Origin of the sequence: Luteibacter sp. UNCMF331Sha3.1, assembly GCF_900109915.1 — a bacterium.
Lineage (GTDB): Bacteria > Pseudomonadota > Gammaproteobacteria > Xanthomonadales > Rhodanobacteraceae > Luteibacter.
Genome location: NZ_FOBU01000001.1, coordinates 1557633 through 1579758, shown reverse-complemented (window position 1 = coordinate 1579758; position 22126 = coordinate 1557633). Strand labels below are relative to the sequence as shown.

16 protein-coding genes are annotated in these 22126 nt (G+C 67.1%); 9 read left to right on the top strand and 7 right to left on the bottom strand.

What is annotated here, in order from left to right; genetic code table 11:
• Positions 1-102 precede the first annotated feature (102 nt).
• A complete protein-coding gene (locus BMX32_RS06980) occupies positions 103-1869 on the bottom strand; it encodes an FAD-binding oxidoreductase (RefSeq protein WP_089976101.1) in 1767 nt (588 codons plus the stop codon).
• 174 nt (positions 1870-2043) lie between these two features.
• Between BMX32_RS06980 and BMX32_RS06975 the strand changes: the two genes are divergently transcribed.
• Entirely contained in the window at positions 2044-3117 is a 1074-nt protein-coding gene (locus BMX32_RS06975; protein ID WP_089976098.1) for an NAD(P)H-dependent flavin oxidoreductase, read from the top strand.
• Between the two features lie 6 nt (positions 3118-3123).
• Here the strand turns inward: BMX32_RS06975 and BMX32_RS06970 are convergent, their stop codons facing one another.
• Positions 3124-3891 carry a glycosyltransferase family 2 protein gene (locus BMX32_RS06970; RefSeq protein WP_089976096.1) on the bottom strand — a complete coding sequence of 256 codons (768 nt, stop codon included), beginning with the start codon at positions 3889-3891 and terminating at the stop codon, positions 3124-3126.
• Between the two features lie 79 nt (positions 3892-3970).
• Here BMX32_RS06970 and BMX32_RS06965 point away from each other — a divergent pair, with 79 nt between their 5' ends.
• The 4 genes from BMX32_RS06965 to BMX32_RS06950 all read left to right on the top strand — a co-directional run bounded on the left by BMX32_RS06965 (position 3971) and on the right by BMX32_RS06950 (position 9160).
• Positions 3971-4999, top strand: coding sequence for a CDP-glycerol glycerophosphotransferase family protein (locus BMX32_RS06965; RefSeq protein ID WP_089977097.1), 1029 nt, complete (start codon positions 3971-3973; stop codon positions 4997-4999).
• 67 nt (positions 5000-5066) lie between these two features.
• On the top strand, positions 5067-5726 hold the full coding sequence (locus BMX32_RS06960) for a M24 family metallopeptidase (RefSeq protein ID WP_089976093.1): 660 nt from the start codon (positions 5067-5069) through the stop codon (positions 5724-5726).
• 202 nt (positions 5727-5928) lie between these two features.
• Positions 5929-8037, top strand: coding sequence for a TonB-dependent siderophore receptor (locus BMX32_RS06955; RefSeq protein WP_089976091.1), 2109 nt, complete (start codon positions 5929-5931; stop codon positions 8035-8037).
• 127 nt (positions 8038-8164) lie between these two features.
• Positions 8165-9160, top strand: coding sequence for a glycoside hydrolase family 43 protein (locus BMX32_RS06950; RefSeq protein WP_244511445.1), 996 nt, complete (start codon positions 8165-8167; stop codon positions 9158-9160).
• Here BMX32_RS06950 and BMX32_RS06945 read toward each other — a convergent pair whose 3' ends face one another.
• Positions 9161-10162, bottom strand: coding sequence for a zinc-dependent alcohol dehydrogenase family protein (locus tag BMX32_RS06945; RefSeq protein WP_244511444.1), 1002 nt, complete (start codon positions 10160-10162; stop codon positions 9161-9163).
• 98 nt (positions 10163-10260) lie between these two features.
• Here BMX32_RS06945 and BMX32_RS06940 point away from each other — a divergent pair, with 98 nt between their 5' ends.
• Positions 10261-11130, top strand: a complete 870-nt coding sequence (locus tag BMX32_RS06940) for a LysR family transcriptional regulator (RefSeq protein WP_089976087.1) — start codon at positions 10261-10263, stop codon at positions 11128-11130.
• Here BMX32_RS06940 and BMX32_RS06935 read toward each other — a convergent pair.
• Both BMX32_RS06935 and BMX32_RS06930 read right to left on the bottom strand, forming a co-directional pair.
• The gene (locus BMX32_RS06935; RefSeq protein WP_089976082.1) at positions 11108-12529 is read right to left on the bottom strand and encodes a chitinase; all 1422 of its coding nucleotides are present in this window, start codon (positions 12527-12529) and stop codon (positions 11108-11110) included. The genes BMX32_RS06940 and BMX32_RS06935 overlap by 23 nt on opposite strands.
• Before the next feature lie 366 nt (positions 12530-12895).
• Positions 12896-13744, bottom strand: coding sequence for a hypothetical protein (locus BMX32_RS06930; RefSeq protein WP_089976079.1), 849 nt, complete (start codon positions 13742-13744; stop codon positions 12896-12898).
• Positions 13745-13997: 253 nt separating this feature from the next.
• On the opposite strand from BMX32_RS06930, the gene BMX32_RS06925 reads away from it, so the two are divergent.
• From BMX32_RS06925 to BMX32_RS06915, 3 genes are read left to right on the top strand one after another with little or no spacing between them, the layout of a single operon-like run.
• Complete coding sequence (locus BMX32_RS06925) at positions 13998-14492, top strand: (2Fe-2S)-binding protein (protein ID WP_089976076.1); 495 nt, start codon at positions 13998-14000, stop codon at positions 14490-14492.
• A complete protein-coding gene (locus BMX32_RS06920; protein WP_089976073.1) occupies positions 14489-16759 on the top strand; it encodes a xanthine dehydrogenase family protein molybdopterin-binding subunit in 2271 nt (756 codons plus the stop codon). The genes BMX32_RS06925 and BMX32_RS06920 overlap by 4 nt, the downstream gene beginning before the upstream one ends.
• A complete protein-coding gene (locus BMX32_RS06915) occupies positions 16756-18060 on the top strand; it encodes a c-type cytochrome (protein ID WP_089976070.1) in 1305 nt (434 codons plus the stop codon). The genes BMX32_RS06920 and BMX32_RS06915 overlap by 4 nt, the downstream gene beginning before the upstream one ends.
• Positions 18061-18174: 114 nt before the next feature.
• Here BMX32_RS06915 and BMX32_RS06910 read toward each other — a convergent pair whose 3' ends face one another.
• Together BMX32_RS06910 and BMX32_RS06905 are read right to left on the bottom strand one after the other, a co-directional pair.
• Positions 18175-19506 (bottom strand): hypothetical protein, encoded by a 1332-nt coding sequence (locus BMX32_RS06910; protein ID WP_139206686.1) that lies wholly within the window; start codon positions 19504-19506, stop codon positions 18175-18177.
• Positions 19506-21887 (bottom strand): hypothetical protein, encoded by a 2382-nt coding sequence (locus BMX32_RS06905; protein ID WP_089976063.1) that lies wholly within the window; start codon positions 21885-21887, stop codon positions 19506-19508. The genes BMX32_RS06910 and BMX32_RS06905 overlap by 1 nt, the downstream gene beginning before the upstream one ends.
• Between the last annotated feature and the right edge of the window lie 239 nt (positions 21888-22126).

Genomic DNA, 22126 nt, shown 5'->3' with positions numbered 1-22126 from the left:
GGCAGGGGTCTTGTGTGGGAGCGCGCTTGCGCGCGATGGGTGCTCGCGGCAAGCACCCATCGCGCGCAAGCGCGCTCCCACAGACGGACTGACATGGTGGCTTCAGGTGTTCGTGTCCTCGCTCCCCACCCCGTGATGCACCACGAACACCCGTTCGGGATCGTGCCTGCGCTTCGTGGCGAGCAGCCGCCGGTAGTTGTCGCCCCAGAACGCGTCCTGCCAGTCGGCCTGGAAGTAATCGCTTTCCGAAACGTACGATCCCGCACCGGGCGCGACGCGTCGCAGCCGCTGGTAGGCGGCTCTCACGGACGCGGCCCCGCGCTTCGCCTGCGCGGTGTCGACTGTCGCGCCGGGCAGACCTTCGTAGTGGGGCGCGCCGCTATGCCCCACGATGGCGAGCGCGAACGCATCGAGCACCGCGGGATGCGTCGCCGTATCGCGCGTGGCGGCGAGTGCTTCCTGAGGAGCGCCATACAGGCCTTTGTTGAAATGCAGCTCGACGCTCGATTGCGCCGCCGCCTCGACGAGGGCCCGTGCGAGCGCGTCGAGCGTCGCGTCGGCAAGGAGGCGGCCCGGCAGCCACGCCGACGCGTATGCGTGGATGTACCAGCCAACCTGATCCCGATCGCCTTTCCAGACGAAATGCCGCTCGGAGGCGCCGGCGCGGTCATCCTGGACGATGAGCTGCGGCGCGTACTTGCGAAAGAACGCCGCATCCCAGAAGTGTCGCGCCTCGACATCGAGGGTCCGCAGTGGACGCCGCAGCGCATAGGCCGGGCGCGCGGCGACCCATGCCAGGAACGGTGCCCACGTTCGTTCCGCGGTCGCCTTGTCGATGCCCTGGAAGACCATCGAGATCGTCAGCGTCCGATCGTGGCCGAAGCGCATCTGTTCGCCCCACGTGGGGTTGCACAACGCGTCCCGATAGAAGCGCAGCGCTTCGGTCGCCAGCGCGCGATACGCCTCGTCGGAGTCCGCTTCGATAGCGGCGGACACGCCGCCGAAACGCCCGGGCAGATCGTGCGTACGCAGCGTCAGGCGCGTGACGATACCTACGTTGCCACCGCCACCGCCCTTGAGTGCCCAGAAGATGTCCGGATCGCGAAAGGCGTTCACCACGCGGATGCGCCCGTCGGCGGTGACGACCTCCGCCTCGAGCAGCTGCGACGCGGCGCTGCCGAACGCCTTCGAAAAGCTGCCGAAGCCACCGCCCGTGACGAGTCCCGCCACCCCCACGGTGGTGCATCCGCCGCCCTGCACGTATCGGCCCCCGCGGGTGGTCACCGCATCGTAGGCATCGATCCACATCGCACCCGCGCCGACGCTCACCGCGTGTTCCGGCACCGTACCCGGACGGGCCCCCGCCGGCACGAACGCGTCGTGCAACGCGATCCCGTTCATGCGGCGGGTCCAGACCAGCAGGGTGTCGGCGCCGCACGACGTGCCCTGATAGCTGTGGCCGCCGCCCTTGACCACCAGACGAACGCGGTGGCGCCCGGCGAATTCGACCGCCGCGGCGATGTCCTGCGCGTTCTCGGCGGTCAGTGCCCAGGCGCTGGGTCGCGAGTCCCACGCACCGAACCAGCCGCTAGTCTGGGTCAGCGCCGGCTGATCGCCGATATAGAACGGATTGCCGGCCTCGGCGATGGCTTCGGCGCGCGTCGCGTTGTCGCCGAGGAACGGCGATCGCGGCACGGAAAGGCGGCCGCCCACTTTACGACCGAGCGCGGCCCAGTCGTCGTCGGAGGGCCAGCCCTTCATGCCGGGCCGCGCACGCACGAAGGGCACCGCGGCGAACGCATCCGTCGTCAGCGCATAGGGCAGCAGGGGCAGGGCGAGGGCGTTCTTGAGCAGCGTGCGTCGGTCCATGGGATGCGTTCGCTTCGGAGGGTGGGCCGATCCTGCGCCAACGAATGGCCCCCTGTCTCGTGGCAAGGGACCCGGCACACGATCATCGACGGCTCCCGGGCGAAATCCGCACGCAGCGCGCCGGCGGTCGGATTATGCTGGTGGCTCCCCGCCGCTGTTCATCCCGAGACCATCGTGCACGCCTGGACCGACCGCCGCCTTCTCGACCTGCTCGCCATCGAGCAGCCCTTGCTCCTCGCCCCGATGGCGGGTTCCGCGCTTTCCGCGATGGCGATCGCCGTGGCGCGTGCCGGGGGCCTCGGGTCCATCGCCTGCTCGTCGATCAGCGTCGACAAGGCGACCGAGGAAGTCGCGACGTTCCGGGCGGCGGTGACGGCGCGGATCAACCTCAACTTCTTCGCCCACCGGCCGCGCACGCCGGATGCCGTGGAAATGGCACGCTGGCAGGCACGCCTCGCGCCGTACTACGCGGAGTTCGGTCTGGACGGCGACGACCTTCCGCCCGCCGGCGGCCGCGCGCCTTTCGACGAGACCATGTGCGCCATGGTCGAGGCGGTACGCCCCGAGGTCGTGAGCTTCCATTTCGGCTTGCCGCCGGAGCCGCTCCTCGCCCGCGTGAAGGCCACCGGGGCCGTCGTCCTCTCCACGGCGACGACCGTGGCCGAAGGGCGCTGGCTGGAGGAGCGCGGTTGCGACGCCGTGATCGCACAGGGCTACGAGGCCGGCGGCCATCGCGGCAATTTCCTGACCGACGAAATGTCCGAGCAACCGGGCACGATCGCGCTGGTCCCCCAGCTCGTCGACGCGCTCCACGTGCCGGTGATCGCAGCGGGCGGCATCGGCGATGGGCGCGGCATGGCGGCCGCGTTGTGCCTCGGCGCGTCCGCGGTGCAGGTGGGCAGCGCCTTCCTGCTCTCCACCGAATCCACCAGTGTCGACGTGCATCGCCAGGCCCTGCGCACGGCACGCGACGACAACACGGCGATCACCAACGTGCTGACCGGCCGGCCGGCGAGGGGCATCGTCAACCGGGTGATGCGCGAGCTCGGGCCGATGTCGCCCGATGCGCTGCCCTTTCCTCTGGCTGGCGGTCCGCTGGCGCCCTTGCGCAAGGTCACCGAGGCGCAGGGACGCGGCGACTTCCAGCCGCTATGGGCGGGACAATCGGCATCGATGGCACGTGAGGTGTCGGCCTTCGACATCGCGCGCGACATCGTCGACGGGGCGGCGCGCGTGCTTCGTCTCTGAGAAGGCTCAGGCCTTCTGGCCGTGTTGAAGCAGCCAGAGTTTCACGTACTTGCGGCGCACGTATTCCACGCGCAGCAGGGCGTAGACGATGCCACGCCAACCGTCGAGGAAGCCGGCACGGAGTACGTAGCCGCGGAAGAAACGCCACATCGGACTGACGATGATCTGGCCCAGCGTGGCGCGCTTGCCGGCGGCGAATTCCTCCGTCGCCATCATGTGCGCGTAGCGCTCCTGCTTGCCCATCAGTTCGGACAGCGAGCGATAGGGGTAGTGGTCGAGGAAGCCCTGCAGCATGCGGACGTCGCCGTCGACCGTGACCGACTCGTGGATTTCGCGTGGCCCGCGCCATCCGCCACGGCGCCTGTCGAACAGGCGCAGTACCTTGTCCGCGCCCGCGTTACCGTGGCGCATGAATCGTCCGAAGAAATCGTTGCGGCGATGGAACCGGTAGCCCGGCGCCGCGAAGCCCGCATCGAACGCCTGCTCGATGGCCGCGCGAAGTTCGGGCCCCACGCGCTCGTCGGCGTCGAGGCATAGCACCCAGTCGTTCTTCGCCTGCGCCACGGCGAAGGCCTTCTGGCTGCGGAAGCCGTCGAACGGGCGATGCACGACACGTGCGCCGGCCTCTTCCGCGATCGTGACCGTCGCATCGGTCGAGCCGCCGTCGACCACGACGAGGTCGTCGCAGAACGGCGCCGCCGATGCCAGGCAATCCCGGATGCGATCCGCCTCGTTCTGGGTGATCACGCACAGGGAAATGGGCCGTCGGGTCATGGGTATGCGGATAAGGGGTACCGAGCCGTCATAATGCCACGTCGCCCACCGCGGAGTGCCGCCCTTGGCCGCGTGCCTGATGTTCGCCACCGAAACCTATGCCCTGCCCATCCTGCGCCCGCTCGCGGCCGCGGCGCGCGCGCGAGGCATCGACGTCGGCTGGATCGTGCCCGCGGCGATGGCATCGCATCTGGCCGCCGACGAGCGCCGCGTGCGCAGCCTGCGCGACGCACGGGCCATGAAGCCCGATGCCGTGTATTGCGCCGCCAACTGGGTATCGCCCGCGCTGCCCGGCATCAAGGTGCAGGTGTTCCACGGGTTCAACGCGCAGAAGCGCGAGCCGGATCGTGGCCATTTCGCCATCCGTGGCTTCTTCGATCTCTATGCCACGCAGGGACCGTCCACGACGGGGCCCTTCGCGGCACTCGCGCGCGAACACGGCTACTTCGCCGTTCGCGAAACGGGCTGGCCCAAGCTCGATCCGCTGTTCGGCCCGGCGGTGGACGGTGACATGCCCGCACGCGACGGCCGCCCGGTCGTGATGTACGCGTCCACGTTCAGTCACCGGTTGAGCAGCGCACCCGCGATGGTCGAGCCCCTGCGCCGGATGATCGCGCGCGGCGACCGCCAGTGGCTGCTCACGCTGCATCCGAAGTGCTCCGACGAGCTGTTCGCGGCCTATCGCGGACTCGAAGCGCCGAACGCCCGCTTCTTCACGTCCGAACGGCTCATCGAGATGGAACGCGCGGCGGACGTCCTCGTCTGCGACACGTCGTCCGTGGTGCACGAGTTCGCGGTGATGGGAAAGCCCGTGGTCACGATCGCCAACCGCGTACCGCAGCCCTTCATGCTCGACGTACCGACACCCGACTACGTCGACGCGGCGATCGATCTCGCCCTCACGCATCCGCCCGAGCTGATGGCGGCGATCCGTGCGCACGGCGACGACATCCATCCGTATCGCGACGGCCGGTCCAGCGAACGCGTGCTCGACGCGGTCGCCGCGTTCCAGCGCGGCGATATCGGCACGCTCAAACGCAAGCCGCTGAATCTGGTGCGACGCTTCAAGGCGCTGCGGGATATCGGGCAACTCCTCGATCTGCGCTGAGCACGGAGTCCGGAATCATGGGACATGTGCCGATGTACGATATGGCGACGCTCGCAGGAGACAGGTCATGACCGCCGAAACCGCACAGAACGTGGGTGCCAGGTTTTCCCGGCAGGCCATGCTCGCCGCGCGCGAGCGCTCGTGGGCCGCGCTGGGTGCCATCGCGGCGCGCATCGTACCGGGCATGACGGAAACGGACGCCGCGGCGGTCGCCAGCGAATGTCTCGCGGCCGCCGGTATGCAGCGCATCTGGCATCCGAGCATCATCCGGTTCGGGCCGAACACGCTGAAGACCTTTCGCCAGCGTTCGGCGCCCGACACGCGGCTGGGCGACCACGACATCTTCTTCGTCGACCTTGGCCCCGTGTTCGACGGTCACGAGGGTGACGTGGGCGATACCTTCGTGACGGGTGGCGATGCGCAGATGACGGCATGCGCTACGGCGGCGCGCGAGCTCTTCGATCTCACGGCGGCTCGCTGGCGCGAGGGCGTGACGGGAACCGCGCTCTACGCGTTCGCCGACGAACAGGCGCGGGCGATGGGCTGGCGGCTCAATCACGCGACCAAGGGGCACCGCGTGGGCGACTATCCGCACGCCGTGCACAAGGCCGGTAACCTCGGCGATCTCGACGCGACCCCGGTGCCGGGCCTCTGGATACTGGAAATTCAGATCGCGCATCCTGACCGGCCCATCGGCGCGTTCTTCGAAGACCTCCTCATCGCCTGACCAGGGCGATTCGCGACAATCGCCTCCACGCCGCCGCAGCGACGCGCCAGGACGACGGCGAATTCCTGCATCCATGCAACCGCAAATGCGAGCCATTCGCAATATTGCGCGGGACGGACTTTCTGGGCATCATGTAATGAGAGTCATTCGCAATAACGGCGCGTCGTAAGGGCGACGCGCCGCCCAGCCCCAGGAATACGCCATGATCCTCCGCAGGAAGACACTGCCGTTGCTGCTCGCCAGCGCGTCGCTCCCGTTCGCCGCCCCCGCACAGGACGCGGGGTCCGCGCAGCAGGGGGGAGGTGACAAGGCCGTTCAACTCGCGCCCGTGGCGGTGCGTGGTGTCAGCGTCGATGCCGGCTATACGCGATCGGACGCCAGCGGCGCGACCAAGACGGACACGCCGATCATCGAGACGCCGCAGGCGATCTCGGTCATCTCGAATGCCCAGATGCGCGATCAGGGCGTGCTGACCGTGCAGGATGCGCTGCGCTACTCCGCGGGCGTGCGTGCCGACGCCTATGGCGTGGATAGTCGCGGCGACGATGCCTTCGTGCGTGGGACTTCGTTCACCCAATACCTCGACGGCCTGCGCCAGAACTTCGGTTACGCGTACGCCCGCACCGAGCCCTATTTCCTCGACCGCATCGAAATCGTGCGCGGCCCGTCGTCCGTCCTGTACGGGCAGGGCACCACCGGTGGCCTGATCGCCCTCACCTCCAAGCGCCCGCAGTTCACGGCGTCGCACGAGATCGAAGCCCAGGTGGGCAACAACGCACGCAAGCAGCTGGCGTTCGATTTCACTGGCCCGCTCGACACCGCGGGGCACTGGGCGTACCGCCTGATCGGCGTCTATCGCGATTCGGATTCGCAGATCGACCACGTGGCCGACGATCGCAAGGCGATCGCGCCATCCATCACCTGGATGCCCGACCAGGACACGCGCTGGACGCTGCTGGCGAACTTGCAGTTCGACCACAACGGCACGTCGCTCAATTTCCTGCCGCACGCGGGTACGCTGCTGCCGAACCCGAACGGGCACATTCCCACGCAGCGTTTCGTCAGCGAACCGGGCTTCGATCGCTACGACACGCAGCAGCGCTCCGTCACTTCGCTGTTCGAGCATCGCTTCGACGATACCTGGACGTTCACCCAGAGCATGCGCTACTCGCATGACAACGTGGACTATCGCACGCTGTATCCGGATGTGTACTCGAATCCGGCGTACCCGTTCCTCGACGACGCCCAGCGCACCGTCGCGCGTTACAGCTACGTGTCGATCGACCGGCACAAGCGCTTCGTGACCGACACGCACGCCCAAGCCGATTTCGACGTCGCGTCGACACACCATCGCCTGCTGATCGGCCTCGACATCGGCTATTCGCACACCGACAGCCGCCAAGGCAACGGCTTCGACGCCGTGCCGTTCGATCTCTTCGACCCGGTCTACCGGAACGGCTTCCTGCCGCCGGACGTGACGCCAATCGCATCGAGTCACACGCGTCAGACGGGTCTGTACGCGCAGGACCAGATCACCATCGGCGAGCACTGGATCGGTACGGTCGGCGTGCGTCACGATCGCGCCACGTTGACCACCGGCGACGACCGTTCCGTGGACAACGCCACCACGTCGCGCTTCGGGCTCATGTATCGCTTCGACAGCGGTCTCGTCCCGTACGTGAGTTATACGGAGTCGTTTCAGCCGCTGGACAGCCTCGACGTCTACAACCGCCCGTACGAGCCGCTGCGCGGCAAGCAGTACGAAGCGGGTGTGAAATACCAGCCGGTTGGCACCGCCACGCTGCTCACGGCCACGTATTACGACCTGCGCGAAGAGAACCGTCTCGCGCCCGACCCCGAGAATCCACTCAACCAGATCCAGGCCGGCAAGGCGAAGACGCGCGGCGTCGAACTCGAAGCGTCGACGCGCATCGCCAGCCACGTCGACCTCATCGGCACCTACACGTGGACGAAGGCGCGGCCGGACGATGGCACGATCGTCGCGGGCCTGCCGAAGAACCAGGGATCGGTCTGGGGCGTCTATCATGTGAACGACGCGGACGGCGACGGTTTCAGCTTCGGTGCCGGTGCGCGTTACATCGGCACCAACTACGACGAAACCGGCGTGCTGAAAGTGCCGCAGAAGACGTTGTTCGATGCGATGGTGGCGTACACGCAGGGCCCATGGCGGTTCGCGGTGAACGCGGCCAACGTCACCGATCAGCGCTACAACGCGAGCTGCCTCGCACGCGGCGACTGTTTCTACGGCCCGCGCCGCAGCATCGTCGGGTCGGCTCGCTATCGGTTCTAAAAGCGCACGAATCCTGGCGACGCGTGCCCGTGGCAGGCACTCGTCGCCAGCAGGCGGGCTCCCACCATTGGCTTCTGGACGTCCAAAACCGGTAGGATCGACCCTTCATTCGAAGGCGATGGGGTCGATGTCGATGGGGATTCGCAAGTTGCTCGGGGGTGCGGTGCTGGCCGCGATCGTGTCCACGGCCGCGTTGGCGGCGCCGCCGCCGGGTCACGCGGGCAATCCGGTGTTCCCGGGCTGGTACGCGGACCCCGAGGCCGCCATTTTCGACAACACCTACTGGATCTACCCGACCACGTCGCTGCGGTACTCCGAGCAGGTCGGTTTCGACGCGTTCTCGTCGCCCGACCTCGTCCACTGGACGAAGCACGCCAACGTGCTGGCGATGAAGGACATCGCGTGGGCGAAGAAAGCCCTCTGGGCACCTGCCGTCATCGAGAAGGACGGGAAGTACTATTTCTTCTTCGCAGCCAACGACATCCAGAGCGACAAGGAAGTCGGCGGCATCGGCGTCGCCGTTGCCGACAAGCCGGATGGCCCGTATCGCGATCTCATCGGCAAGCCGCTGATCGACGCGTTCCATAACCGTGCGCAGCCGATCGACCAGTTCGTGTTCCGCGACGACGACGGCACCTATTACATGATCTACGGTGGCTGGAAGCATGCCAACATCGTCAAGCTCAAGCCGGACTTCACCGGTGTCGAGCCGATGGCCGACGGCACGGTGTTCAAGGAAATCACGCCGGCGAAGGAATACGTCGAAGGCCCGCTGATGTTCAAGCGCAACGGCAAGTACTACTTCATGTGGTCGGAAGGTGGCTGGACCGGTCCGGATTATTCCGTGGCATACGCGATCGGCGACTCGCCGATGGGGCCGTTCAAGCGCATCGGCAAGATCCTCCAGCAGGACACCACGGTGGCGACCGGTGCGGGCCACAACTCGGTGTTCCATGTCGCGAAGGACGACGCGTGGTACATCGTGTATCACCGGCACCCGCTGGGCGACAAAGTCGGTAATCACCGCCAGGTGGCGATCGAAAAGATGGTGTTCGACAACGACGGGAAGATTCTCCCCGTCGTCATGACCACCGATGGCGTCGAAGCGCACCCGTTGCGCTGATCAGTCGATATCGACGATCACCTTGCCGGCCGGACGGCCGCTCTCGACCAGATCGAGAGCGGCGTTGCCGTCTTCGAGCGGGAAGCGCCGCGTCGAAAGCACGGGACGAAGCTTGCCCGCGTCGGCGAGGCGCGTGGCTTCGGCCATGATGCGGCCGTGGTTCTCGCGCCCCTTGCCGGTCAACAGCGGCATGAGGGTGAAGACGCCGGAGTAGGTCGCGGCACGGAACGACAGCGGGGCGAGCGCATGGGTGCCCCAGCCCAGGCTGCTGACCACGTGGCCACCGTAACGACGCGCGGCGGCGAACGAGGCGTCGAGCGTGGCACCGCCCAACGTGTCGTACACCACGTCGAAGCCTTCGCCGCCGGTATGCGCGTCGACGAGCGCGTCGATCGGGATCTCCCGGTAGTCGGCGAACGCGGCGCCGAGCGATTCGATGACCGAGCGCTGCGACGCGCTGCCGGTGGCGACCACCCGTGCACCGAGCGCGACACCCAGTTGCACCGCCATGCTGCCGACACCGCCAGCGCCGCCATGCACCAGCAGGATCTGACCGGTAGCCAGGCGGGCACGATCCACGAGTCCCTCCCATGCCGTAATGAAGCCCAGCGGCAGCGCTGCGGTGTCGGCGAGTGGCAGGGTCGTCGGCGCATGTGCCAGGAGCGCGGCATCCGCGGCGACGTACTGCGCGAGCGCGCCAGGATGGCCGCCGACGCCGCCAGTCATGCCATACACGGCGTCGCCAGGTGCGAATTCCTCGACACCTTCGCCGACGGCCTCAACGATGCCCGCCATATCTAGGCCGAGGATCGACGGCGCAGGCTGGCGCGCGTGGGTGGCCTGACCGGCACGGATCTTGGTGTCGAGCGGGTTGATGCCCGCCGCGACGATTTTCACCAGCACCTCGCCGGGGGCAGGCTCGGGACGCAGGACCTGCACCCGCATGAGCGGGGTGCCGGGCTGTTCGAAGCGAAGGGCGGTCATCGTGGTGTCGGTGGTCATGGCGAGCTCCCGTGAGTTGCCTATGACGATAGGCCATGCTTCATTGCATGAGAACGCCCTAGCTTGCACGTCGACCATGCATAAATGCATAGTGCCGTATGGAATGGAGTGACCTCCGGATTTTCCTGGCAGTCGCGCGAAACGGCACGCTAGGCGCGGCGGCGCGCGAGCTCGGGCAGACGCAGCCGACGATGGGGCGGCGCATTCGCGCACTGGAGGCCTCGTTGGGACTGGCACTGTTCCAGCGCACCAGCGAGGGCTTCGTGCTCACCGACGAAGGCCGTGCCGTGCTGGCCCACGCCGAGCAGATGGAGGCGCATGCGCTGGGGATCGCGCGCGAGGCGAGCGGGCAGGGTGGCGCGCTGGACGGCATGTTGCGTGTGTCGTCGTCGGACTGGTTCGGCGCGCACGTGCTGACGCACGCGGTGGCGTCGATGCGCCGGCGACACCCCGGTGTGTCGGTGGAGCTCGTCACAGATTCGCGCCTAGTGAGCCTCGCCCGGCGCGAAGCCGATCTCGTGTTCCGCATCGCGCCCTTCGACGAACCCGACATCGCTCAGCGGCTACTGCTTTCCATGCCCTACGCGGCGTATGTCGCCGACGACCTGCCGGACGGCGTACCGGCGCTGATCACGATGGATACCGCGTTTGGCACGATGCCGGACGTTGCATGGCTGCGTGCACGACGATCCGGCGCGGTCGTGGCCTTTCGCAGCAACAGTCGCGAGGCGCAGGCCCGCGCCTGCGCGCTCGGCGTCGGCATCGCGGTCTTGCCCACGCCGCTTGGCGATTCCACGCCGGGCATCCGCCGCATCGACCTCGGAGGGACGCCGCCCGAACGCGACATGTGGCTCGGCTACCACAGGGACCTCCGCCACGTGCCGCGTCTGCGTGCGTTCGTGGCGGAGGTCGATCGGCTGCTGGACGACGGTGTCGTGCCGGGGCTTACGGGGTCACGTCGTCGATGATCTCGACGTTCGGGAACGCCTTCCGGACGCACTGCACGTAATCGCCAGGCTTCAAGCCGGAAAACGCGGTCTGGTAGCCCACCAGCTTGCACCCCGGCGTTTCCGTCCAGTTGTTTTCCCAGTAGATCGGCAGCGCGCCCGCACCGCCTTCGGCGAACTGCTTCATGCCTTTGCAGCCGAGCACTTCGTCGGAGGGCACGGGCACACCGAGGTTCGCGGCGAACGCCCGGTAGTACGCGATGCGATTGGCCGACTGCGCGTGCTCGGCGGTGCCGCCGCATTCCACGCCGCCATTGATGATCTGCGTGGTGACGCCGAAGCCGGGTACGAGGCCGGCCGCAAGATCGGCCGCGTTGGGGACCCACGTGCCGTCGATCACGTGCAGCATCGAGGGCTTCGGTGGTTGCGGGTACGAGAAGAAGAACGTGGCGCTCGCCAGGTTGAGCCACGTATCCGCGACCCGCTCGGGCGCATCGAGAAGCACGCCCACATCGCCATACATGGCTTCGGAGAACGGCCCGTAGTTGTAGTTGTACGAGAGCTGCTTGGCACCACGACCGAAGTAGCTCTTGTACGAGCCGTCGGGGTAGGTGCCGCACGGCCAGGTCTCACTGATCCAGCCGGCGCCGCCGCACTCGCCGTTGTAGCCGTTGCGGTCGCCCTCGTTCCAGCCCATCTCGCGTACGTAGGCCAGTGCCTGGCGGTACGGTTCTTCTGGCCGCCATGATTCGTGCGCGCCGGTTTCCTGGGCGAAGTGCGCGAACATCGTGGCCAGCGTCTTCCGGCAGATCGCCTCGGCGTCGCGGCCGTCGGCGTAATCGCCGCATACGGCCGGAAATTTCGCGACCGCCTGAAGCAGGCCCCGATACGTGTACTCGGGCGCACGAAGCGGGAACAGGTGCTCGAAGCGCGCGTTGTCGACGATGGCCTCGACACGTCGCACGTTGGCAGGATTCTGCGAGCGGCCCGGCGTGACGGCCTCGACCGTCGCGTTGTCGAGCGTGCGGATGGATTGCCGCACCGCGGCCATGAGGGGATCGGACGTCAGCCGCGCTTCGTCGGCAAGCAGCATGCTGAGTAGTACCTTGCCGGGCGCCACCGGCGGCTCGCCACCGCCGCCCTCGCCACCGCCCGTGTCCGGGCAGCCCACGGGCGTGCCCGCTGCGGCACGTTCCCACGGCGTGTCCCAGGGATGGACGGCGCTGGCGACGGCGGCTGGGGAATCGCCGGGACCCGCCCACCAGCGGGCCCGGAAAAGTTCGTCTTTATAGGTCACGACGCAATGGGCCGTGTAGGTGGCCGCAGGGTCGTAGTCGGAGGCGCGAGCAGAGAGCGCGGTCGCCGCGGCGAGGAGTGCGAGCGCCACGCCTGCGCGACGCGAGAGGGGTATCGAAGTCATTGGGCCTCCATGGCGGGATGTGAGTGCTGTGCCGCGGTCGCGGCAAGGCAAAAGGTATCCATCGCGTGGGCGACCGAATATCAGACTGATCTGAAAAAGCGCCGCATTCCTGTGCGCAGAGGCCTACCGCAACGAATCCACCACATACGTCGCTTTCCGCGGATGGAACCCGCCATCGATGTCTTCGGGTGCGCCCCTTCCGGCCATACCAAAACGTCGAAGGCGCCCGATCGCGGGGCGGCCTTGCAGCCGATCGCAGCGGGGAACCACCGGGCCGGGACGCGTGACGGGACGGCATGTCGACCTCCGCCACCGTCCGCGCCTGCGCGCACGGGTGACGGAGGTCGACGAGGCGATCAAGACCGCTTAGGGCGTCGCGATGGCTTGGTCGGCTGCCTCATAGGTGAACAGGTGCACGAGTTCCGGCGTGACGTTCCAGCGGACGATCGGCACCCAACGGCCGGTGTCCTCCATGAAGTCCAGCTGGTCCTGGCGGGCGTCCTCGAGCCCGGTGCCCGGGCGACCGTCGACGACGTAGTAGAACGCTTCGATCGGAAGATCGCCTTCGGAGCCGGGGGCCCAGGGCGTCACGATGATCGTGTTCCAGAGGGTGCTGCCCCACAGCTTGCGCGCCTCGATCATCTGCATCCAGGCGAATGCCGGGTCCGGCGCGGCCTTGGGACCCGCGATACCGAAGGCGCAACGCCGTTCGCCAGGCGGGACGTGAGCCAGGGCCCAGTCCATGCCGGTCAGGATGCCCTTGACGTGGCAAGGGGTGCCACAGCTATCCGTGTTGAACCACGAGGTGGGCAGCACGTAGGCGCAGCGGGCGATCAGCTGCTGGTAACCCGGGTTGGCCAGGGCCGGGAAGACGACGAAGCCGTTGGCGAACGACGTGTAGAACGCGGTATCCGTGCGCAGCCAGGCGAAGTGCACACCGCCCTTGGTCGTCGTCGGATTGAGCTGCCACGGCCGGCGCACGGACGACATCGCGTCGCCACTCTGGTGGATGAGGAGTCCCGAACAGGCGACGGCCGGCTCGTTCGATGCGCACGACGTGACCGTCTCGTCGAATCTCGCCTGCAGCCGCATCGCGACCTCGGCACCGGTGGTGGCGGCCACGGCAGGGCTCGCGGTAGCGCTCGTCGTTACGATCAACGCGAGGAGTGCGAGCGTGGAGCGAACGAACGCGCGTCCGCCTGAAACGTTTGGCATGGAGTTTCCTTACAGAAGGTTGGGGATGTACCTGACGTGGCACGCGCGCAAGGTACCCGGTCGGTTCGACAGGGCGATATCGGACTGGTCCGAAAACGCCGGACCGGTTTTCCACCAGAGAAGACAAGGCAGTCGTTTTCTGCAATTTCGCGGGCTTAGGCAAAACCGGACGCCGCGCGATCGTCGTAAGCTGCCCGTGCCACGATCACGCCAGCGGCGCCTGCGACGCGCCGCCCAGCCCAGGGAACCCGACATGGTCACGTTGCGCATCAATGGTGAGGACAGGCAGGCCGACGTGCCCGGCGACATGCCTCTGCTTTGGGTCTTGCGAGACATCGTCGGTCTGACGGGCACCAAGTTCGGTTGCGGCATCGCCCAGTGCGGCGCATGCACCGTGCACCTCGACGGACAGCCGGTACGGTCGTGCCAGTTGCCCGTCTCCGCGGTGGGCGACCGCGCGATCACCACCATCGAAGCGATTGGACAGACAGCCGAAGGCGCGAAGGTGCAGCAGGCGTGGCTCGCCGTCGACGTCGTGCAGTGCGGTTACTGCCAGTCGGGCCAGATCATGGCCGCGGCCGCGTTGCTGGCACGCGTGCCGAACCCCACCGACCGCGACATCGACGTCGCCATGTCGGGAAACATCTGCCGGTGCGCGACCTACGTGCGCATCCGCGAAGCGATCAAGCAGGCGGCCACGGGCGACGTGCACGGCCTGCAGGTGATCGTCGACGGGAGCGCCGCATGAACGCCCGCGCGAGCGACGACACGATCGACGAAGGCCGGCGCAACGCGCTGCGCCTCGCGGGCGGCGGCCTGGCCGTCGCGTTCCTCTGGACCGCGGGCATGGGTCCCGCCGTCGCGCAGATGAACGCGCGCCGCCAGCCGGCGGATGCCGCCGCCGCGGCCGCCGACGGCAACCCTGCCTTCGCCCCGAACGCGTTCATCCGCGTCGACGCCGACGGCGCGGTCCGTCTCGTGATGCCCTCGGTCGAAATGGGCCAGGCGATCTATACGGGCATATCCATGATGCTGGCCGAAGAACTCGGCGTCGGCCTGGACCAGATCCGTGTCGAGCACTCGCCGCCGAGCGACGCGCTCTACGGCCAGCCCTTGCTGGGCGGCGGTCAGATCACCGGCGGTTCCACGAGCACGCGCGGCCAATGGCAGGCGCTGCGCGAGGCCGGCGCCGTCGCGCGCGAGACGCTGGTCGCGGCCGCCGCGGCGCAGTGGAACGTCGATCCCACGAGCTGCACGGTGGCACGCGGCGTCATCACGCATACGCCGTCGGGTCGCACGCTCGGTTTCGGCGCGGTCGCCGATGCGGCGGGCAAGCTGCCCCAGCCCGCCACCGTCACGCTGAAGCAGCGCAAGGACTTCACGCTGATCGGCAAGCCGATGCGTCGCGTCGATTCGCCGGACAAGGTCAACGGTGGCACGCAGTTCGGCATCGACGCGAAGGTGCCGGGCATGAAGTTCGCCGCGGTGAAGACGAGCCCCGAACTCGCCGGCAAGCTCGGCCACGTGGACGAAACGAAGGCGCGGGCGATTCCGGGCGTGGTGGACGTGCTCAAGCTCGACGACGCCGTCGCGGTCGTCGCGAGCAATTACTGGCTGGCGCAAAAGGGCCTGGAGGCGCTCGACATCACGTGGACGCCCGGGGTGAACGCGACGCTCGATACGGAGACGCTGATCGCCGGCCTGCAGGAAGCCTCCCGTAACGGACCGGCGCTGGTCGGCCGCAAACCCAAGGGCGAAGCCACGGCCGGAGGCAAGCTGGTGGAAGCGTCGTACATTTCGCCGATGCTGGCGCACGCGCCGATGGAGCCCCTCAACGCCACCGTGCACGTGACGCCCGGTCGATGCGAAATATGGACCGGCACGCAGGTGCCCACGCGTTGCGTGACCGAAGCGGCCCGTATCTGCGGCATCGCGCCCGACGCCGTCGTGGTGAACGGCGCGTACCTCGGCGGCGGATTCGGTCGTCGTCTCGAAACCGATCAGGTCGAACAGGCCGTGGCGTTCGCCCGGCAGGTCGGTTACCCGTTGAAGGTGATCTGGAGCCGCGAGGAGGATATCCAGCACGACCGCGTGCGGCCGCTGTACTTCGATCGCATCTCGGCCACGCTGGGCGATGACGGGAAACCTACCTCGTGGAAGCACCGGATCACCAGCGGTACCGTGCTGGGTCGCTGGCTGCCCGCGGCGATGGGCAAGGACGGCATGGACAGCGACGCCATCGAATCGGCCGCCGACCTACCGTACGAGATGGACAACGTGCTGGTGGAGTGGGTGCGTTATCAGATGCCCCCCGGCCTCATCGTGGGCTGGTGGCGCGGCGTCGGACCCACGCACAACCTGTTCGTGGTCGAGAGCTTCGTCGACGAACTCGCGCACGCGGCGGGCAAGGATCCTCTCGAATACCGGCGATCGCTGATGAAACCCGGCTCCCGCGCGTTGGGCGTGATGAACCTCGCCGCCGAAAAGATCGGCTGGGGTGGCCAGGCCCTTCCCGCCCGCGTCGGGCGGGGCATCGCCGTCGGATCGCCGTTCGGCAGTCACGTGTGCGCGATCGTCGAGGCGGAAGTGACCGCGCAAGGCCAGGTGCGCCTGCGCAAGGTGGTCGTCGCGATCGACAACGGCATCACCATCAACCCAAGCTCGGTGCAGGCACAGATGCAGGGAGGCGTGCTGTTCGGACTGAGCGCCGCCCTCTATAACGGCATCACGCTGAAGAACGGCGCCGTCCAGCAGAGCAACTTCCACGACTACCGCAGCCTGCGCATCAACGAGGTGCCCGAGGTCGAAGTCCATTCGATCGAGAACGACGAGATCCCTGGCGGCATCGGCGAAGTGGGTACCGCGATCGCGGCACCGGCGCTGACCAACGCCATTTTCGCGGCCACGGGCATTCGCCTGCGGCGACTCCCGGTGGCACTGGCGCAGCTGGCCGCGTCGCCCGACGCGCTCGAGCGCGTGGCGAGTACGCGCTCCGGCGAGGAGGGCATCGCATGAAACGTTTCCTCATCCTCGTCGTCGTCCTGCTGATCGTTGGCGCCGGTCTGTATGTCTTCCTCAATCGCACGGATCACGACGACGGTACGGCACCGGTACTGGCGGGGGCGCCAGCCAACGCGGACCCCGTCACACGCGGCGAGTACCTGACGCGCGCGGCCGACTGCGTCGCCTGCCACACGTCGCACGACGGCGGTAAGCCATTCGCCGGCGGTCTCGCGTTCAAGCTGCCGTTCGGCACGATCTACTCGTCGAACATCACCGCCGACAAGGAAACCGGCATCGGCGACTGGAGCGACGACGAATTCGTGCGCGCCGTGCGCGAGGGCATCCGCAAGGACGGCAAGCACCTCTATCCCGCATTCCCGTATACGGCGTACACCCAGCTGAGCCGTGCCGACGTGCTGGCGATCAAGGCGTATCTCTTCAGCCTGCCGCCCGTCCGCCAGCCCGAACGCCCCAATGAGCTTGGTTTCCCCTTCAATCAGCGCTGGGCGATGGGCTTCTGGAATGCGGCGTTCTTCCGCAGCCAGCGCTTCCAGGCCGACGCGTCGCGATCGCCCGAATGGAACGCGGGCGCGTATCTCGCCGGTCCGCTCGGGCACTGCGCCGAGTGCCACACGCCGCGCAACTTCGGTTTCGCGCTCAAGCACGGCGAAGCGCTGGCGGGTGAGGTCGTGCAGGGCTGGCGCGCGTACAACATCACGTCCGACCCCACGCACGGCATCGGCAAATGGTCCGACGAGGCGCTCACGCAATACCTGCGCACGGGTCACACCCAGGGGCACGCGTCGGCCGCCGGCCCCATGGGCGAGGCGATCGAATACAGCCTGCAGTATCTGAAACCGGAAGACACTGCGGCACTGGTGACGTGGTTGCGGACCGTGCCGGCCCGCGAAGGCGACGATCCGATCGTCGTCGACCCGGCGCCGAAGACGATGGCGGCATCGAGCGCCGTGGCGCCGGGCGCCGACGACGCCATGGCCGATGCGGACGGTCTGCGTCTTTTCGAGGGTGCCTGTGCGAGCTGCCACCAGTTCAACGGCGCGGGACAACAGACCGCCTACGCGAGCCTCGCCGGCACGCGCGGCGTCAACGACCCGAAGGGCGCCAACGTCACGGAGGCGATCCTCGAAGGCGTGAAGATGCGTATCGGCGAGAACGACGTTTACATGCCGGCCTTCGGCCATGCCTATAGCGATACCGAGGTCGCGGCGCTGGCGAACTACGTGATCAGGCACTTCGGTGGAAAGACGGGTGAGGTAACGCCCGCCGACGTCGCGAAGCGTCGCGAAAACTAGGCAGCCTGTGGGAGCGCACTCGTGCGCGAAGGGTGCTCGCCAGCGACCCACCCATGAGCGAGCACGACCGCCGATGGTCTCGACGCTGGTCGCTGCGCGACAGAAACCATCGACTCAAAGGCTCAGACTCAGCAAAGGCCCTTGCGCGACGGCCTGCATGTCCATCTGCATCTGCTGTTGCATCTGCATGTCCTGCTGCATCTGCGCCTGCTGATCGAGTTGCGCGGCCTGTTCGAGGCTCTCTTCGCGCGGCGGTGCCGGGCTCGCGGCATCGAGCATGAAGACGGGGCGTCCCTGCCAGGTGCCGCAGACGATCATGTCGTTGGCATCCAGATCGACGAGTGGCAGGTGATCCGCGTCGTGGATACCGGCGCGGCGGGCCATCAGCGCGGCTTCGGCGGCCTTGTCGTCGGTGACCTCGATGGGCAGCTGATGGCGGATCGCGGCGTAGATCGGATCGTCGCCCGCGACGGGTAAGGTTGAACGTGGTCCCGTCGACGCGAGCGGGTGCGGCGACGGGATGTGCTTGCCGGGGTCGTCCGGGTGGAAGGCGTCGTGTGCGGCTTCGCGTTCGTGGCGGAGCTGATGGGTGTCCTCCAGCCATCGTCGCGTCGGCTCGTCGATAGGGATCGTCACACGCGGTTCCATGCCCAGCGCGGGTGTGGGATGCGTCTCGACCCAATCGCCATGCTCATGACTGCGCACGAAATGGCGGTTGGCGCGCCCGATGTCGTGAGGATTGGTGTTGGGGAGTTCGCTCGCGGCGCCTCGGTAGGCTTGGCCCATATCCCATAGATACGACGCGGTACCACCCCAGGACATTGCGTCTGCGCCGATGGTGGTTCTTGTTGTACTGACAGCGCGCGGGATCCCTTCGCATCCGTTATCGAGCATGTTCGACCAGACTGCTTCCAGGTGCTCGTCGATGACGTGCTTCGTGAACGCCTCCGGATCGGGGATGCGCCCGCCGTAGCTCTCGATGATGGCAATGCGATGAGTCGCTTCGGCTTCGCCCTTCTGGCGGGCAGCGTTCATAAGTCTGTTCGGGGTCCATGCGTCAGCGTCGATGCCGAGATTGTTGAAAGCCCCCTCGTGCGCCTTCTGCACCTCATCGGCGGGAAGGTTGAGTGCCTTCTCGCTTTCATCCTTTTCCAGATGTTTTTGCCGGAACGCGAGGTCGCGCTGAATGAGATCGATGCCGAAGTTGTCCCACTCGCGCTCGGTGAAGGTCTTCTGATGATAATCGCGGGCGTAATTCTGCGCATAAACATTGGCCGTGGCGCCGGGCATGTTGTCGTTGCGCACCACGCCCAGCGCGAGCTGACCGTAGCCGTCGTTGCCCGGTTGCTGGGCAAGGTAATTCCAGTAAAGCTCGCGATTGCCGTGATCCGCGTAATGGCGAAGGACATACATATCCTTCGCGGTCAATCCGGGGCGTCCGTGCATCAGTTGAGTTCTCCGTTACGCAGCAAGGTGCGGATCCGGTCTTCGATGCGCTTCCAGTCCGGCATCATGATCCGCTGATACATCAGGTTGACGGTCGCCTTGTACTCCGGCAGCAGGAAGTAATGGTCACAGGTCGCTCGGCGGAACACCTCCGGCTGATGGACCAGGCGGCCATGTTCGAGTCGCACACCGTCAGGAACTTCCTTGACCGAACATTTGATCACCGTGCGCGGAATGTCTTCGGGTCCCATGTCGACGAACCAGTCGAGCTGGCGTTCGGGCCTGCCCGCCGTTGTATCGGGGCCATCGCGGTCTTCAAAGTAACTCCTGATGGCAGGAAGATCGGCGTAGTACGGTGTTAGTCCGTGCATCGGTGCGCCTTTATTACGCAGGTGCAGGTTGTCCATGGGACGCACCAGATCGTTCGGGTCATTGGGGAAGAGCGGCTCGATCCAGTTCCTTGGATACTGCCGATATGCCTCGTCCGAGAGGCGTTCGATCCAGTCGACGCTGACGCCCAGCGTCGACAGAAAGGCCTCCTGATTTGCCATGTAGTCGAAGTTCAGCGGCGGCGGTTCCAGCGTCGGCCAATTGAGCATGAAACCGATCGTGTTCCCTGTCGGTCGCCACGGGCCGTTGAACAACCGCTCCAGCAAACAAAATCGCTTCGGTCCGAGGTTGGCGCCACGCACCGATACCGACGTGCGCTCGGCGAAGGGCACCATCCGGCACGCATCGGCCTTGGACGAGGCCACCGGCGCCTCTTCGGTCTGCGCCGGCGACGAGCAGGCGGTGATCAGCGTCGCCACGAGGGTGGCGAGTGACTTGGGAAAGGGCATGGACGCTCCTTGTTCGGGTGTGGGTGCGGGTAACGAGCGGCGATAGAAGACGGGCCTCGGGCAGCGCACGGCGTGCGAAAGGCCGGGGGCGAAGATCAGTTGCTCGCCTCGACGAAGCTTGCGCAGGTCGTCGGCACCGGGTGGCTCGGGGCACTTCGCCTCGCGCGATGTGCTTCGATGGCTCGTGTACGTCTGCAGCGCGTTCGCTTCGACACGCGCGCGCTTGAGGTCGCTTCCGGCGTGCCACGCCAGGCAGGCGAAGCGTCGGCTGATCGCGGGTGCGTCGCCGTCGTGCATGAACAGGCCCGCAAGCGAGCTGGTCGAGGCGAGGTAACGCAGCTTGTCGTCGGGCGCGGTGGCGCAGGGCAGCGGCGGGAACACGTCCAGTGCATGGATCACGACCGCAGCGTCCGCATAGTGCACCGCCGCACGCCATTGCGCGACGAACGCCTCGATCACCGGCACGGCGTCGCCGCTTCGCGCGAGCGGGACGTGCAGGTAGATGGTGCTGTCGCGATGCGCGGCAAAAGTAAAGCCGTGGCCACGCGTACCCGCGTCGAGATCGTCGCAGGCGAACACGCGCAGCGATTCCGCCAGCCGATCGCTGATCGGCTTCAGCTGCTCGTCGCCGAGCTCGGCGAGTGATCGCAAGGCGTCGCGCGTGGCGGGTCGCCGAGCCGGCAACGCGGCCAGCGCTTCCAGCATTCGCGCATTCAGCCCTGCCCATGGCGCGAGCAGGCGGCACAGATCGCCCGGTGCGGGTGGCACGCGTTCGCCGTCCGCGCGCAGCGTCTCGTCCACCGCGTGCACGAGTGTGGCGAACGCGGCGTGCACCTGACTCGCGAACGCCCGCTCCATGCGCCGCCGCTCCGGAAACCAGCAGTCGGCCAGCGCTCTCAGGGCGAGGTCGTCGATGCCTTGCGCCGTCCACACCGCCGCCAGCGGGTTCCACGGCAGGCCACCGCCGAACGGGGCGAGCCGGACGATTTCGTGTTCGCGTCGGCGTCGCGCAGAGGTCTGGCGGTAGAGGATGTCATCGAAGTCGACGACCAGCAGCGGTCCGGTCGCCGCCAGCACGGCCTCGCCCAGCGTCGGCACCGCGATGCCGACCGGATCGGCGACGATCAGCAGCGACGTCTCGGCCGGCTGGCGCAGGTGCCGGAAACCACGGCGGGCGAGCGGCGGCTGCGCGGGATACGACCATGTACCGTCACGAGGCAACTCGTCGGGCCGCAGGAAATACGGTGAACGTGGGCGGTCACGCACCGAGCGCCAGCTCTCGCGTTCGCGCCATAGCCAGGCCACCCAGATGGCAGGAAGAGCCAGCACACCGAACGCCCCTGCTACACGCATGCGTGTGGCAACTGGCCGGAAACCGGGCTGTTCGAGCACCTGCGCATAGTCCCATGCGATGCCGTAGCGCAGTTCATCGAGCGACACGCCGATCGAAAGGAGGATACCCACTCCTGCCAGCCACGGCGAAACGACAAGGGCGCCCACGCCCATCAGCACCGCGAAGCGGCGCCACCACCAAGGCTTCATGCCTTTTCCTTGACTACCATCCGGGCGCGGATGGTGGCACGGCGCGTTTCGCGAATCGTCGTTCCGATCGGGAAATGCCGGGAAACGCGGGATTTACATCAATGCATCGACGACCGTTCGCGCGGTGGTGGCATGAGGCAATTCGCAACCGATGCACATGACGAACCCTCGTGACAATAGCCGAAATACCGACATTTCAATACGCAAGGATTCGCTACAATCGATCCCGGGCAGGGGGA

Bases quoted from the DNA above. Each gene is read 5' to 3' on its own strand.
- BMX32_RS06980 (WP_089976101.1), bottom strand. From the start codon at position 1,869: ATGGACCGACGCACGCTGCTCAAGAACGCCCTCGCCCTGCCCCTGCTG.
- BMX32_RS06970 (WP_089976096.1), bottom strand. From the start codon at position 3,891: ATGACCCGACGGCCCATTTCCCTGTGCGTGATCACCCAGAACGAGGCG.
- BMX32_RS06965 (WP_089977097.1), top strand. From the start codon at position 3,971: ATGTTCGCCACCGAAACCTATGCCCTGCCCATCCTGCGCCCGCTCGCG.
- BMX32_RS06960 (WP_089976093.1), top strand. From the start codon at position 5,067: ATGACCGCCGAAACCGCACAGAACGTGGGTGCCAGGTTTTCCCGGCAG.
- BMX32_RS06955 (WP_089976091.1), top strand. From the start codon at position 5,929: ATGATCCTCCGCAGGAAGACACTGCCGTTGCTGCTCGCCAGCGCGTCG.
- BMX32_RS06950 (WP_244511445.1), top strand. From the start codon at position 8,165: ATGTCGATGGGGATTCGCAAGTTGCTCGGGGGTGCGGTGCTGGCCGCG.
- BMX32_RS06945 (WP_244511444.1), bottom strand. From the start codon at position 10,162: ATGACCACCGACACCACGATGACCGCCCTTCGCTTCGAACAGCCCGGC.
- BMX32_RS06940 (WP_089976087.1), top strand. From the start codon at position 10,261: ATGGAATGGAGTGACCTCCGGATTTTCCTGGCAGTCGCGCGAAACGGC.
- BMX32_RS06935 (WP_089976082.1), bottom strand. From the start codon at position 12,529: ATGACTTCGATACCCCTCTCGCGTCGCGCAGGCGTGGCGCTCGCACTC.
- BMX32_RS06930 (WP_089976079.1), bottom strand. From the start codon at position 13,744: ATGCCAAACGTTTCAGGCGGACGCGCGTTCGTTCGCTCCACGCTCGCA.
- BMX32_RS06925 (WP_089976076.1), top strand. From the start codon at position 13,998: ATGGTCACGTTGCGCATCAATGGTGAGGACAGGCAGGCCGACGTGCCC.
- BMX32_RS06920 (WP_089976073.1), top strand. From the start codon at position 14,489: ATGAACGCCCGCGCGAGCGACGACACGATCGACGAAGGCCGGCGCAAC.
- BMX32_RS06915 (WP_089976070.1), top strand. From the start codon at position 16,756: ATGAAACGTTTCCTCATCCTCGTCGTCGTCCTGCTGATCGTTGGCGCC.
- BMX32_RS06910 (WP_139206686.1), bottom strand. From the start codon at position 19,506: ATGCACGGACGCCCCGGATTGACCGCGAAGGATATGTATGTCCTTCGC.
- BMX32_RS06905 (WP_089976063.1), bottom strand. From the start codon at position 21,887: ATGAAGCCTTGGTGGTGGCGCCGCTTCGCGGTGCTGATGGGCGTGGGC.